A 15,281-nucleotide genomic window follows, 5' to 3' on the forward strand; every position below is an offset into this window, starting at 1 on the left:
GGAGGATGATTAGAAAAGCGAAAATTATGATTGAGTTTGAAAATATCAATGTTCAATAAGCGTGTTACTTTGCCTATTCAGTAAATTACTATATAATTATTATGATGACGGAACATAGTTCCCCTTGCGCGGCGTATGAGAATATGCTGTGCTATTTTTTTTGCAAAAAAAACAACCACTCTCGGGGAGGAGTGGCACACGTAGATAAAAAAGTTTTTCAAATTTCATGCTGGTCAAAAAAAGTTATATACTTCTCTAAAAGTTTAAAATCCTGTTCCAAATTTTTTCTAATGATTATCTGATCTCCCAAAAACGATTTTCGAGATGTACGTGCTATCTTGTGATAAACATCATTTTTAATTAAATAGTCTAATTCTTCATTAATTTTCTCGAGGTTGCTTTGGTCAGACGAAGACTGAAAGTATCGTATCGAATTGTATTCTAGGTGCCTTGCGCTGTTAATGACTTTTCTATAATGTAGTTTATCAACTTTCATAGAATCACCTCTAATACAAATTTACATCATTCTTAACTTTCTATCAATATGTTTAATTAATAAAATGGAGATTTTAATCCTATAATTAATATAAATGGGTAAAATTTTAAAGTTAAGAACATATATAAGAGATTTCTAATCAATAATTTCTATTACGTTGAAATAATGATAAAATAAAAAAGAAGAGTATTAGGCGCACTTCCCCAAGTTTTCACCGCCTAACTACTCTTCATAAAATATTGCACGCACTAACTAATTTATAGCATAAACTAAATTACTGCAAGTAATATGAATATATTTATGTACAAGCTCGCCTTAGCAAGTCATTTGTTTACCAAGGAAATTTGATGAAGATAAGAAGAAAAAAATTATAGAACAATTGATTGCCCCCAGCTAAAAAAGCTATCTAAAAACTATCTATTTGTAAAAATAGTTGTGAATATATGGATTTTAGAAGATAACTTTTAGAGATTTTTTGTTGATATAACAGCATTTGTGCGTATTAAGATAGAAAATCGTTAAATGGAAGGTTCTGTGGGGTAATTGAATTGCATAAGCTAGAAATGCCTATTTGAAGGCGTTTCTGGCTTTTTTTGCTCTTTGTCAATAAGGACTGATGAGTTGTGCAAAATCAAATCTGGGTCAGAATGAACCACATTCTGGCTCAGATTTTTTGTTATCTTACATTGATTATTTGATTGATCAAAAAGATTCTAATTCTCATGTTCTCGAATGATTTAAATCCGTAGGATACTCGTTTCATTGTCTTTATGTGGGTATTCTTCGCTTCTATTTTCCATTGGAATAAGGTTAGATCATTGCGTTGGTAATGCCTTCTTCATAGGTCAGAAGGTTTTGAAGCTTCTCCCGAAAGCCACCATCTAACGTTTCTGGAAGTTCTGCCAATAAGGAGAAAAATAAGTCAGGGTCTTTGTCTCGAAAGGCTTCAACTAATTCATGAAAAATGGGATACGCCTCCTTTAGGGGCGTAGAAAACTCAAGCAATCGATCAATCATCATTGCTTCAGTAAGAAATGGGTATTTTGGTGCTCGGAAACTTTTCCATGTTTTGTATTCATAATGGTTGATGTTTGCACGATTTTTTAGCAAAAAGCGCCAGTTCTTTTTCAGTTTTTCTGCCTGGCTTTTCTGTCCTGCTTTACGAAGTTCATTCATTTCACGGATACGCAACTCATTGAACGCTTGATTCATGTGTTTGACAATATGAAAACGATCAATCACTACTTTCGCATTTGGCAGAACACGTTTGGTGAGCTGGAAGTAGGCGGCGTTCATGTCTGTCACCAAGAATTCTACTTCTTCTGGATTGGTACAACCTAAGAAATAGCTTGTTAATCGAGGTAATTTACGCATAGGCAAAACATCTATTAATTTTCCTGTTTCGCCATCTGCGCAAATAAAGCTCATTTTATCTTCTATGGAAGCATGCGAGCGAAATTCATCAACCATCAATACTCTGGGGAGAATCTTCTTAGATTGCTTTGGCAAATAGCTTTTAAACTCTTTCAATGTACGAATAACGGTGGTCAAAGATACCTGACAGCTTTTCGCAATAAAAGATAAAGATACTTTTTCAGTCAGTAAAGAAGCAATTTTATATCTAACATGATTTGCGATTGAATGTCTGGGTTGGACAAAATAACTTTGAGCAGTCCAATGGGTGCGGCAGTTTTTACAGGTATAGCGCTGCTTTTTTAGGCGCATAACCAAAGGCATATGATTGCATTGTTCAAAACGGACAATCGTTTCCTTCTTCCCATTTTTCACTATAATTGCTTTCCCGTTTCCATCTACCACAGTAGAACCACAACTTCTACAAGCTCGAGGAGTAGGCGAGAGAACAGCATCGACGACCAACGTCTTTTTCTTCTGAAGGGTCTCGTAAGAGACCTCTGTAATCATCAAATCTTTCTCTATTATTCTCAGCATTTTTTGATAGAATCATTCATATAGCATATCGTCCTCTCAGTTTGTTTATTTTGTGGTGATTTAATCATACTAGAGAACGATATGTTTTTTAATATCTAAAATGAAAATGGGGCTGAAGAATCAATTCTGATTCATCAGTCCCATAAATTATAGAGCCCTTTTTTCATGTGAAAACAATTACCACTTACGTCAACGTATGCTGATACCATTTCTTCCCTCAAAATCGCAGCAAGAAAATCAGGCCCCGAACGCCCCATTCGATGGTCATCACGACATAAATCCCTGTCAATCCATAAAACAAAACGATACGAGCCAAGTACCCATACCAATCCGGAAAATTTAAATCGAAAGCAGCGAAGCGATGGTCGTGAAGTTGGTATCGCCAGCAGCGCGCAATGCAGCAGGCAAAATGAAGACAATGCTCCAAGTTAGAAAGTGCATCACGATGGCAATCAAATAAAGCCGATAAATCGCTGGAACAATAACTGCCGGCGGATTGAACAGGCGCATCCCATATGAAAAGAAGGGCAGCAGACTTAAGTTAATCACAAGAAACGCCACCATACCAGTCAAAACAAAGGCCTTCGAAAACTTCTTGGCGTCTGCAATATTGCCCCGTCCAGTACTTTGGCCCACGATTAGCACAAGTGATGTGGCCAAGGCGCTAGGAATGATTTCTAAAATCTGAATCCCTGAAGACGCAATCGCGTTGGTAGCAATCACATTGGTTCCAAAACTGACGATCATTGTTTGGATAATGATTTTTCCACCATAAAAAAACAAAGAGTCAGCAGCAAAGGGAATACTGATCTTTAACACTTTGCTGATGACTTTCATGCGAATATGCATAAGTCTTCTTTCTTTAATATAAAGAGCCCGCGATTGATGCGCAATGTGTAGACAGCAAAGAGCAACCCAATCATCCCCATGCCTAATACATGCAAAAAGAGAATATTGAAGACAATGTAGACAAAGTTCATTAGCAAAGACAATTTTAAATGAGGCCTTCGTGTGGCCAATCCATCTCAAACTGCCATTGGTTCCTTCTAATATTGCTTGCAATCGGTATGAGGCCAATAGACCCAACAAATAAATCTTGGCATGGTCCAAAACCAGCGACTCTGCTTGTCCGAATAACAACTGCAAGATACCTTTCTGAAAAACAGCAATCAAAATACTGACTGAACAGGCCAAAAAGACGGTACCGTAGACTGTGCCACTGCACACTTTGCTATGTTGTTTGCGCTCTTTTTTGGCGAAATATTGTGCCATCAAGACTGTTCCACCCAATCCGATAGCAGTAAACGTATTGACCAAGAAGAAATGCAAACTGCCAACCATACTGACCACACTAACTGTTTCTGTACCAGCGGAGCTGATCATCGCTGTATTGACAAAATTAAAACTCACAAGAAAAAATTAATCGAGGATCACGGGTAACACAAGAGCGAGGATAAACGGATAAGCAATATCTTGCCCGAAATAAACATTCTTTAGCCAATTGCCGCTATGATGCAGGATAGACTTGATCATATTCAACGAGGACACACCTTATATTTAATTTTGCACACGGTTTCATTTTTATGCTATCGTTTATGGTAGCTTATGTCAATGTGGAATAAGTCGCAGGATGTGCAAATTGGCGAAATTGTAAAGGTTTATCTCGGATTTTTTATCACCTGACAAAAAGGATTAGGTGTTTTATGAAAAAGACAGTGGAAACGCAAAATATACATTGCTACGACTGAAAGTAAAGGCTATTATAATCTTGTTAATAAATAAAATAAGGGTGGTAAAAAAATGAAAGAGTACCAAGATATTATGGGTAAATATCAGAAACAAAAGCAATACTATAAAAAAGTCATAGTAGTATCTATCGGATTGATCCTACTAGCAAGCCTCATCGTTTTTTTAGATGTGGTAAGAATCAATCCTTTGCTTGTTTATTTGGTGGGAATGAGCACTGCTCTTTTTTATGCAAATAAAACTCGTGTTGAAAGTAAATCATATGCACAATTAAAAAAATATTTGCGAAAAGCAAATCCAAAATTATTGCAACAAGAAGCGCTTGTCTTTTTTATTGACCAACAACTCAATAAACTTCCTCAAGAAGAAGCAAGTGGTCTTTTTGATTGGTTAGCAGAAGAAAAAAAATGGCAAGACAAGAAGGAACGGTCATATTTCCATGGAAAAGTGGATGAATTGCGTGCGTATTATTTGTTCCTCAACGATATGACCGATGATGAAGAGAATGGGGAAATCACTTTGGATACATTTCGGGCATTAGGAATAAACAAATATAAAGAGTTGGTCTAATAGGAGAGAAAGAATGAAATTAAGAAAAGAGTTATTAGGGATTGTTTTGGCTTTTTCAATGACAGGGATCATTGCAACCTCTGTGAATGCAAATGCCTACCAAGATGTCTATGATCAGCAAGAAAAACAAGAACAAAAAATCAATAAATTGCTTCAATCAGTGTTTATCTCAGAAGATGAACAAAGCACATTAGAACATGAATTGACCTCGTTTGATCAAGTGAAGGATCGTGAAAATAGACAAGGTTTATTGGATTTGATTGCGCAAAGTGAAGCAACGCTCGCAAAAGTTGAAAAGAATGTGTCATCTGCAGAAGCCAATGCCGTTAAAACAGAACTTAGCCAAATCAAAACACAACTAGATGCGTTGGCTAAAAAAAGCGATGAAGCGTTTATTACCAAAGATGATCAAACGCAAATCAATGAAATCACAGAGAAGTATCAAACGGTATTTGGAACCAGTGAGATTACACCTGTCAGGTCTTTAGCAAATGAAGTAACAACACTGGCTAAAGCAGTCGAGAGGCATCAAAAAGAACTGATTTCTCTAGTTGATAAGCTCAAAGAAGATAACAAAGCAACAGATACATTGCTGAAAAAAGACTATTTGTCAGAGCGCGATAAAAAAGACTTAACGCAAAACAAAGCAGTCAACCAAACATTTTTCGAAGATGCAGATGAAAAGACAGCTGTTGAAGAACGACAGAGTGATTCGGCGAAGCTGATTGAAAACATCAGGCAAAAGCAAGAAGCGACTGCTAAAGAATTCAAAGACTATGAATTTAAAGCCAAATCACTGATTAAAGAAACAACATCATTGCTTGATGATGGTGATCTTACGAAGGATGAAACAAAAGAGCTTACAACTGCGAAAACAACTCTGGAAGATTCATTGGCGTTGAAAGATTACTCACCAGGTACCTTAAAAGATGACTTTGCTGCATTGGATAGTCAATATGACAGTGCAAAGACAAGCAGTGACAAACGGATCGCTGATAAGAAGAAAGAAGCCGAAGCGGCTGCAAAAGCTGAGCGTGAGAAACAGGCCAAAGAACAAGCAGAAGCCGCAGAGCAAGCGAAAGCTAATGAGGAAGCAAATCAGGCGAATGCCAACCAAGCCACCCCATCTCCTTCATTTGTTGGCGAATGGTACCAAGCACCTGCAGGGTATAAGTTCTTGAAGGTCGAAAGTGGCAAGACCTATGGACAAGTAAAGATTCCAGAGAACTTCACGTTGATTACAGATTCAGAAGCACAGAGTTATAGTCCGGGTCATGGTAACGGATATGCGAAGCAATAATGAATAGCCACGTCAGACAGACCAAATTTGAGTATTTGGTCTGTTTTTCTATATGCAAAAAATAAACGAATAATAACGATGTAACAGATGCCTTTGTTTTCGTTCATCAAAATACTACCTTATTAATAATTGGAATAATTTTATCGTAAAGTAATAGTTTTAGAATATTCGGACTGTTTTCTCGTCCAAAAAGAAGTTGGCAAATCGAAGAAAAAAACTGATTGATAACGGTATCAATCAGTAAGAGCTTAAAACGATCGAAGATTAGTATTACTTAGCATCGTTTTCTTTAAAGTAGTCATCAATGTAATCCTTAATTTTTTCAAAGTCCTTAGTCAGAAAAAATTTTGAAGGAACTTTTATGATAGGGAGGTTATTTTCATTATCAAAAGGAGCAAATGGCTCAGGAAGGACCAAGTAATCAACAGTATCTTTATCTCTCAGATAATTGATTGAAACGTCGTAAAACGGTGAAAAATAGTCTTTGAGGCTTGTGTCTCTTTGATAAAGAACACCTGGAGTTAATGGTGTGTAAGATAATCCATTGCTCAAAACTAAGACAAAACAAATTCTTTTCATAAAAAATCACCTTTCCTTTCGATTAAATACTAGCGTCATCTCAACAGTCAAGGATTCGTTAATCATTTAATAAATCCATTTTAATAGACAAATGGATAAAATAGTGAGCAATAGAAAAATAATTCAGTTGTTGGGTAGAAGGGAACCAACAATCACAAGTTGTTCCTTTAAAAAACAAGAGATAGGAAAATACCAAGAACAATTGTGGTTAAGATTTCTAGAGCTCTTTCCAGAAACAAATTGTTGCTTTTTAAAAATATTGTTTTCTTTTTATAAGGGAACCAAAATGACTGGTTTGCGTAGTCTGGCGGGTACACGAGATCTAAAATACCACTGATTAACAGTAATGGAATTGCTTCGAAAATATTGTCATGGACGGCTAAATAAATATAGTATGTTAACAAAGAAATTTGAGCGATCCGTAGATATCTTAGGCTGGTAACTGTATGGTTCATCAAATCATCCTTTCGTAAATGATTATCGCATATTGAATGATTTAGTCAAATTAAAATTATAAAATATTTATTTATTTTAATATTGAAAAATAATTTTTTAATTTACTAAACAATTTATAAATATCCTAAACAGAGGATGTTTGATGAATTGTCAAAAGGGATTTTCAGCTATTTATTTTAGAACGTCTTAGAGAGGATTCGTTTGAAAAGAGTTTCAGGATAATAGGTTAGTCTATTAAATCATTAGCAAAGTATGCACGTTGGACAAAATTAGTAGATTAATCAACAGTGATTTTTTTAGATAATGGTTATTTTGCTAAAACAAAAAATTACCAATTTTGTCTTTAATGCTTTAAGAGCAAAATATGCAATGATATACTAAAATAAATAACCTTAATGGAATAGACACTAAACGGAGACTCTAAAATATGACCAACCAACTAATCATAGAAGATCATCATTTCAAGAAAGGTGAGCTATCTAGCATAACGACGGCATATATCGATCAGTACCCAGTCGTGTACATACTCTACAACCGAAATGAAAAGAAAAGACCTGTTGCGTACATTGGTCAAACGGTTCAAGTGAATAAACGATTGAAGCAGCACTTGAATAACTCTAAGCGCAGAGAAATTAAAGAAGTCTTGCTGATTGGACATGAAAAATTCAATCAATCAGCGACCTACAATATCGAAACCAATTTGATCAATCACTTCATTGGGGATGAGCAGTTTCAGTTGCAAAATGTCAGTCAAACAAGACAGGTGCAGATGCATCAGTATTATGAAAAAGAGTATTATGATGAAGTGGTCTTCCAAGAGTTATGGGAAGAATTGCAAGGGCGTCAATTGGCGAAGCACTCAATCGATATGATTCGCAACAAAGATGTATATAAATTATCCCCTTTTAAAGAACTGACGCCAGAACAGTTAGATATAAAACTTGAAATCATTGAGTACTGTAAACAAGCGATTCAGCAGGATGAAACACAAAAAGTCTTGATGATCGAAGGAGAAGCTGGAACAGGAAAGAGCGTCCTATTGGCATCTCTCTATAACACCCTTCAAGACTATACAAAGTCAGAGCCTGTATTAAAAGGCACCGATAACTATTTGTTGGTCAACCATTCAGAAATGTTAAAAACCTATCATACAATGGCAGAAAGTTTGCCAAATTTAAAAAAGAATCATATGTTAAAGCCAACTTCCTTTATTAATAAAACAGATAATCAGAAGTTGCACCCAGACATCGTTATTGTGGATGAGGCCCATTTGCTTTTAACGAAGAAAGACAGCTATAACAGTTTTCACTATGAAAACCAACTAGAAGAGATTATCAAGCGAGCAAAAATCACGATTTGTATCTTTGATCCGAAGCAAGTATTGAAAATCAAAAGTTATTGGGATCAGGACAAATTGGATCAGTTTCAGAAAAGGTACAATGCTTCTCGCTTTCAGCTAAAAGATCAATTAAGAATGAAAAGTAGTCCACAAATTATTCAATGGATCGATGATATCGTAGAAAAACGTGTAACACCGATTCCAGAATCGACAGCATCTTTTGAGCTTCAGATTATGGAAACCCATGATGCGTTGAAGAATAAAATCTTTTCTCTCGATAAAAAGGAAGGGCTGTCACGGATCATCTCAACATTCGATTATGTTCATAAGAAAGACGGAGCTTCTTATCTTGTAGATCCTGGTGGGATCAACCTGCCCTGGAATACGACCGATACGAAGCGAACATGGGCGGAGCGACCAGATACGATCAGTGAAGTCGGATCAATCTACACCGTCCAAGGGTTTGATTTAAACAATGTAGGAGTCGTCATTGGCCCTTCCGTTGATTACGATCCAGAGACCGACCAGCTTGTCATCGATATCGATAAATATGAGGACAAAGGGGCGTTTACGGGACGTGACGATATGAACCAAGAATTGACGAAGAAAGCCAAAGAAACGATCATCCTTAATTCATTGAATGTATTAATGAAACGAGCAATCAAAGGGCTTTACATCTATGCAATCAATCCCAATCTCCGCCAAAAACTCTTAGCCCTACAAAACGAAAGGAGCCAGTCCTACCATGCAAAACCAACCCTCTTCAATGGAACGAATCAATAAATTCCGAGATGATCGCAATTGGCGACAATTCCATAATGAAAAAGATCTAGCTATTTCTATCTCCATCGAAGCCGCCGAATTGTTGGAGATTTTTCAATGGAAAACACCTGAAGAAGCCACTCAAGATTTCGAACATCTAAAAGAAGAAATTGCCGATGTTCTGATTTATTCCTATATGCTGGCAGACAATTTGGGCCTTGATATTGATGAGATCATCAAAGAAAAGCTGGAAAAAAACAACATGAAGTATCCGGTGAAAGAAAGTAAAGATTCGAAAAAGAAGTACAATGAATTGTAACAAAAAAGAAGCAAGGACGCTGCAAGTTCTTGCTTCTTTTTTTTGATGGAACAGGAGCAACAACGGCTTTCTGAATTCATCAGTAATTGGTTACGAACGTCAAAAATCTGTCATAATTGAGAAAGTTGAAGATAACTTCAAATTGGTTACAATTTTTCGGAAATTTGAAGTTATCTTCAAATAAGCCCAATTTTTTATAAAAAATGAAGTTAGACCTACTGTCTGCAAGAGCAAAAACAAGATTATCCTATCCGAAAATGAAGGCAAGATCATTGGGAAAAAATCGGCAATAATGAAGGTCATTTTCTATCAAAAATATTTCTCCCCAAAAAACTATTGCCCCCCAAGCACACTTACTGTATAGTAAACAAGAATATTTCATGAAAATAACCAAAAATAAGTAATTAAAAAGACTTTGTTATTGAAAATTGCGCTTAAACGATGCCGCGAACGGAATGTAAGAAGGAGAAAACAATGACGTATCTAACAAACAATTTTGTGAATTGCATGATCACTTTAGGGTTTATCTTCATCCATCTATCTTCAAATGTTATCTCATCCAGAAAACTAAACGTGCAATACATGAGCTCCTTTGCAGCTGGGGTAGGGATCTCCTATGCGATTGTTCATCTATTGCCCCATTTGGCGTACTTTCAAACGGTGTTGATCGATGAATTTGGCTGGGATTCGGGGATTTTTTATAGTCATGGGGTCTATGGCATCGTTTTGTTTGGCTTAGTCTTCAGTTACGTGATCTACAAAATCGATGAGCGGACGTTTATGGTGTTAGAAAAGAAAGACATCACCAGTGCCAAAAACGCCTTTTTTTGGTCGGATATCGCTTTTCATGTGATCTACAATATCATGATCGGCTATATCGTGATTGCCAATACGCTATCAGAGCGTTTTTACATTTTGACCTACTTTATTGCCTTTGGTTTGCACTTTCTCATGAACGATTGGCTGCTCTATCATCATCATGGTGCCCTCTATAACAAATATGGCCGCTTTGTGCTTTCCTTCAGTATTTTCGCGGGAGCTGCGTTCTCCCTCTTTGTTTCATTGCCCTACTATTTGGTGGTCATCATTGAAGCCTTGATCACTGGGGCTTTGCTGGTGAATATCATCAAATTTGAGTTACCCAATGAAGGAGAAGGCAGTATTCGTGGGCTATTGGTAGGCACGATCTGTTCTGGAATTTTGTTTGTATTTGTCTAACGCAAAAAGGAGGACTGAATCATGGATGATTCGGTCCTCCTTTTTTTATAAATACGCAAAGTAATTACTATTTTCTGTTTCAATCGAACAAATCACAATAGTTTTTTATTTTTTTGACCATTAATTACAATTTTGTTGCAATGTTCGCTTGCTTTTCCCAAAAACATTCTATAAAATGTAAGCGAATAGAAACCAAAAAAATAGGCACCTCGTATCTCTGCGCCAACAGATTTACGAGGCCCTGATCAGTCACTTCTCTAAACAGGATGACCAATCAAGTTGCCATAGTTGATCGCCAAAGGCATCAACGTGTTTATTGTACCCGATTTTCTTGTCGATTTCTAGTAGATTCAGGCAGGTTTTTGGGCAAAAACCGTGGGATGCTGGACGCTTATTTTGCTATGCCAAAGGCATTGGACAATCTTGTCCAATGCCTTTTTTGTCGTTTGAAACGGTTCATGCGCAGGATCGTTTGCGGCAAATAACAGGTGTGAAGATCAGTTGAGGACAGTCGCATGGAAAATAGGCAGTCATAGTTGAGAAATCCAATGCCATGCGTTCTTACTGTGTTCATAGAAATAGCGTTCTGGCGATCAGCACTTCAATCCTAGGTTCTTGAAGGTGGCAAGCCTTGGTTTCTATTCACACTTCGAAAAGATACCTGAAAGCAATCTGTCAGCGTTCTTTTAAGGTTAAGGAGGAAGCTTATGAAGGATTCGTTAAAGAAATTTATGGAAGAAAAAATGCTGCCCTGGGGAATGAAAATTGGCGGTGAAAAGCATCTATTTGCCATCCGTGATGGACTTGTCACTACGATGCCTTTGATTATTATCGGTTCCATTTTTGTTATTTTATCTAACGTTCCATGGGAAGGCTTTAACCTATTTGTTACTAGTATTTTTGGCGGGGAATGGCGCAGCAAATTAGACTTTGTCGTACAAGTGACCTTTGGTGTGATGGCGCTGTTCAATTCCTTTGCTATTGCGTATAGTTTAGCAACCACTTACCGCGTCAGCGGTTTATCTGCCGGTGTATTGGCAGCTTCGGTTTTTCTTTTAGTCACTCCGATTGAAGATGGCGGCATTCAAATGTCTTATCTTGGTAGCCGCGGGCTGATCGTAGCAATCATCACTAGTCTAATCACGGCGGAGATTTTCCGATTATTCGTACAAAAGAATATCGTGATTCGCATGCCAGAAAACGTTCCCCCGGCGGTCAGTCGCTCCTTTATTGCATTGATCCCCTCATTCTTTTGCCTCTCGCTTTTCTGGGTGATTCGTTTATTAGTGGAATCATTCGGTAACACGAATGTTCATGATCTGCTGTACAGTCTTGTGGGACAACCATTGTCGATCATTGGCGGAGGCTTTATAGGCGGTCTGTTTGCCATTATGTTTACGTCATTGTTTTGGTCAGTGGGCATCCACGGGTGGGACTTGGTCTTGAGCGTCTTGCAACCGACATGGATTCAAATGATCGATGAGAATCGAATCGCTTTTCAAAACGGCGAAACGATTCCGCATATCATCAATTATACCTTTATGAATACCTTTGTTTGGATTGGCGGTAGTGGGGTGATTTTGGGCTTGGCGATCTTGCTATTAGTCAGAAGTAAAAGCAAGTATTTAAAAGCGTTGGGGAAACTCGGATTTCCATCAACAGTTTTCAATGTCAATGAACCCATCATGTTTGGATTGCCCGTTGTCATGAATCCCTTGATTTTGTTCCCATATATTCTGACGCCGGTCGTTTGCTATATCATTTCTTATACGACAGTTGCCATGGGGATCGTCCAACCTGCCGTCGTTTTGGTTCCCTGGTCGATGCCGCCAATCATCGGCGGTTATCTAGCCACAGGCGGACATATTTCGGGCGCAATCTTACAACTGGTGAATCTGACGGTTTCTATCGCCATCTATTATCCATTCTTCAAAATGCTGGATAATCGGACATTAGCCAGTGAACTCGGTTCAGAAAGTGAGGAGTAAATGGAGACAAAACGATTATTGAATTGCACGGCAGCTGATTTTAAATCATTTGATAAAGACCAGCTATTGGAAAGTATCCGAGGAAGTGCGGGGCGGACGATCGTAGCAGAAAATGATGTCCAAATCGATCCGATGTCTAGAGGAATCACCAATGCTGAATTCGTCGCTGCATTTGGGGCGGATTTGATTTTACTGAACCTATTTGATTGCGAAAACGGCGCTATCAAAGGATTACCGACAACGGATAACCCCATTCGCTTTTTGCAATGCTTAACGGGGCGGCCTATTGGGGTCAATCTTGAGCCTGTCGACGATTGTGCGGAGCAGATGGAACAGCTGACAACTATCGCTACTGGGCGTTTGGCAACAAAGAAAAACACGGCTCGTGCAGAAGCACTTGGATTTGATTTTATCTGTCTGACAGGAAATCCTTCCACTGGCGTTTCAAATAAAGAGATCACAGCGGCAAGCAAACAAGCAAGAGCCATTTTCTCTGGGATCATTATTGCTGGAAAAATGCACGGAGCTGGTGTCAATGAACCCGTGTTAGATGAAGAAATTGCGTCTGCGTTCATTCAAGCTGGAGCCGATGTTATTCTTGTACCCATTGCGGGCACGATTCCTGGGCTGAGTGAACAACATATGAGTGATCTAGTGGCCTTTATCCACCAAAAAGAGAAGTTGGTCATGGGCACTATCGGTACTACACAGGAAGGTGCAGATACAGGTACGATCCGTGCCTTGGCATTTACTAGCAAACGTGCCGGCTGCGACCTTCATCATATCGGAGATGCAGGTTTTTCTGGGACCGCTGATCCCGAGAACATCTTGCAACTATCCATCGCCATCAGAGGCAAGCGCCATACCTATCACCGAATGGCCGTCTCAGTGAACCGATAGGTGGAACAAATCGGCACATGCCTATGAAAGGCAAGAATTGTTAGAAGAATTTTTCGTAGAATGTTGAATAATGAAGCAAGACCGAAACAGAGAGTGAACTCTTTGTTTCGGTTTTTTATAGTGAGTAGCATTGAAGTGTGGATAAAGTGTTTTTATAATACATCTATCGGAGGTGCGTATGTTTAAGATAGGTGAATTTTCAAAGCTCTCTCAAGTGAGTATCAGAATGTTGCGTTCCTATGATGAGATGGGTCTATTAAAGCCCGATAGGATTGATATGTTTACTGGTTATCGACTGTATTCGGCTGTTCAATTGCCTGAACTCAATAAAATACTCTATTTACGTGATAGCGGATTTAGTGTAGCAGAAATTGCGGTGTTGCTGAAAAAACCAGAGCAGGACTTCCTTGCAGAACAATTAGAAAGAAAAAAAGATGAAATTGAGACAACTATAGAGACGGAAAAACAAAAATTAATCAAACTAGAAGTGGCTAAATTAGAATTGACGAAGGAACGAACAGAGCGCCATTATCAGGTCACAATGAAAGCAGTCCCGAGTTATCATGTGCTCTCCCTTCGCAAAGTCATACCAAATTATTTTTCTGAAGAGGAACTGTGGAGAGAACTAGCCACTTTTATGGGAAAACAGAAAATAAAGAATTTCGGACAATCATTTTCGATTTATCACGACAAAGAGTTTAAAGAAAAAAATGTCGATGTTGAATTGTGTGTGCAAGTGAAAGCAGGCCTGCAGGTAGATTCCAAAGTATTTTCCATCTACGAAACGGAGGCAGTGCCAATTATGGCGTGCACGATGGTGTACGGTGCATTCTCCAACATAGCCAACGTCTATTTGTCCTTGGCTGAGTGGCTACAAGAACATCCTTATTACCAAATGGACGGACCAGACAGGCAAATCGTGCATCGCGGTCCTTGGAATGAGCAGGAAGAACGTAATTATTTGACTGAAATACAAATACCGCTCATAAAACGTTGAGTAACAGATTTTTTCTGTTTTTTCTTGACTCTCACACTGTGTCAGGCACTATTCTGAGAGCACAAAGAGGAAATGGAGGAAAGAAAATGACAGAATAGAAACTACAACCGATCGGGATCATTCAAAACAATGAGGACGGATGCTTCCTCAAGCTTAAGAAAGAATATATTCCAGCTTTAGCAGGGATTGAAGGATTTAGTCATCTTCAATTAGTATGGTGGTTCAGTGATTTTGCGGATGCAAAGTATCGAAAGATTTTGGATGCTGAGAAACCCTATAAATATGCGCCTGAAAAAATGGGGATATTTGCTACGAGATCACCCATTCGACCAAATCCAATTGCATTAAGTGTTGTTCAAGTGTTATCAGTCGATGTTGAGAAAGGAATTCTTTCTATTCCTTATATTGATGCAAACGACCAAACGCCGCTAATAGATATCAAACCTTACACACCAAGTTTAGATCGAGTAGAAGCGCCTAGAGTTCCTTCATGGTGCCATCATTGGCCGAACAGCTTGGAAGAATCTGCTGATTTTAATTGGGAAAATGAGTTTAATTTTTAGAGGATGAAAAAATAGAGGAATCAATCGGAAGATTATTGGCGCAACAATGAGTAGTTAAGAAATGTCGATGTTCGATTCAAGTAAAGAAAAAACACGGT

General features: G+C 38.1%; 11 protein-coding genes and 1 pseudogene. 9 read left to right on the top strand and 3 right to left on the bottom strand.

Going from position 1 to position 15,281, the window contains the following annotated elements; all coding sequences use genetic code 11:
- Positions 1-1,172 precede the first annotated feature (1,172 nt).
- Together IGI73_RS02465 and IGI73_RS02470 are read right to left on the bottom strand one after the other, a co-directional pair.
- A pseudogene (locus tag IGI73_RS02465) lies at positions 1,173-2,466 on the bottom strand (ISL3 family transposase).
- Between the two features lie 319 nt (positions 2,467-2,785).
- Positions 2,786-3,856 carry an MATE family efflux transporter gene (locus tag IGI73_RS02470; RefSeq protein WP_438759034.1) on the bottom strand — a complete coding sequence of 357 codons (1,071 nt, stop codon included), beginning with the start codon at positions 3,854-3,856 and terminating at the stop codon, positions 2,786-2,788.
- A 390-nt stretch (positions 3,857-4,246) separates the two neighbouring features.
- Here IGI73_RS02470 and IGI73_RS02475 point away from each other — a divergent pair, with 390 nt between their 5' ends.
- Together IGI73_RS02475 and IGI73_RS02480 are read left to right on the top strand one after the other, a co-directional pair.
- Positions 4,247-4,762 (top strand): hypothetical protein, encoded by a 516-nt coding sequence (locus tag IGI73_RS02475; protein WP_008377855.1) that lies wholly within the window; start codon positions 4,247-4,249, stop codon positions 4,760-4,762.
- 13 nt (positions 4,763-4,775) lie between these two features.
- A complete protein-coding gene (locus IGI73_RS02480) occupies positions 4,776-6,062 on the top strand; it encodes a hypothetical protein (RefSeq protein ID WP_413159445.1) in 1,287 nt (428 codons plus the stop codon).
- A 270-nt stretch (positions 6,063-6,332) separates the two neighbouring features.
- On the opposite strand, the gene IGI73_RS02485 is transcribed toward IGI73_RS02480, so the two are convergent.
- On the bottom strand, positions 6,333-6,641 hold the full coding sequence (locus tag IGI73_RS02485; RefSeq protein ID WP_008377858.1) for a hypothetical protein: 309 nt from the start codon (positions 6,639-6,641) through the stop codon (positions 6,333-6,335).
- Positions 6,642-7,524: 883 nt separating this feature from the next.
- On the opposite strand from IGI73_RS02485, the gene IGI73_RS02490 reads away from it, so the two are divergent.
- The 7 genes from IGI73_RS02490 to IGI73_RS02520 all read left to right on the top strand — a co-directional run bounded on the left by IGI73_RS02490 (position 7,525) and on the right by IGI73_RS02520 (position 15,183).
- Positions 7,525-9,219 (top strand): DUF2075 domain-containing protein, encoded by a 1,695-nt coding sequence (locus tag IGI73_RS02490; RefSeq protein WP_438759036.1) that lies wholly within the window; start codon positions 7,525-7,527, stop codon positions 9,217-9,219.
- Entirely contained in the window at positions 9,182-9,517 is a 336-nt protein-coding gene (locus IGI73_RS02495) for a nucleotide pyrophosphohydrolase (RefSeq protein WP_061053736.1), read from the top strand. Before IGI73_RS02490 ends, IGI73_RS02495 begins: the two co-directional genes overlap by 38 nt.
- Before the next feature lie 474 nt (positions 9,518-9,991).
- On the top strand, positions 9,992-10,735 hold the full coding sequence (locus tag IGI73_RS02500; RefSeq protein WP_074934368.1) for a hypothetical protein: 744 nt from the start codon (positions 9,992-9,994) through the stop codon (positions 10,733-10,735).
- Positions 10,736-11,442: 707 nt separating this feature from the next.
- Positions 11,443-12,723 (top strand): PTS cellobiose transporter subunit IIC, encoded by a 1,281-nt coding sequence (celB, locus tag IGI73_RS02505; RefSeq protein WP_413159467.1) that lies wholly within the window; start codon positions 11,443-11,445, stop codon positions 12,721-12,723.
- Positions 12,724-13,623, top strand: a complete 900-nt coding sequence (locus tag IGI73_RS02510) for a DUF7916 family protein (protein WP_438759037.1) — start codon at positions 12,724-12,726, stop codon at positions 13,621-13,623.
- A 178-nt stretch (positions 13,624-13,801) separates the two neighbouring features.
- A complete protein-coding gene (locus IGI73_RS02515) occupies positions 13,802-14,620 on the top strand; it encodes a MerR family transcriptional regulator (protein ID WP_413159465.1) in 819 nt (272 codons plus the stop codon).
- A 119-nt stretch (positions 14,621-14,739) separates the two neighbouring features.
- A complete protein-coding gene (locus IGI73_RS02520; protein WP_438759284.1) occupies positions 14,740-15,183 on the top strand; it encodes an SAM-dependent methyltransferase in 444 nt (147 codons plus the stop codon).
- The last annotated feature ends 98 nt before the right edge of the window (positions 15,184-15,281 follow it).

This window comes from Enterococcus sp. DIV0755f, from assembly GCF_051713725.1.
In the GTDB taxonomy this organism is placed as follows: domain Bacteria; phylum Bacillota; class Bacilli; order Lactobacillales; family Enterococcaceae; genus Enterococcus_D; species Enterococcus_D casseliflavus.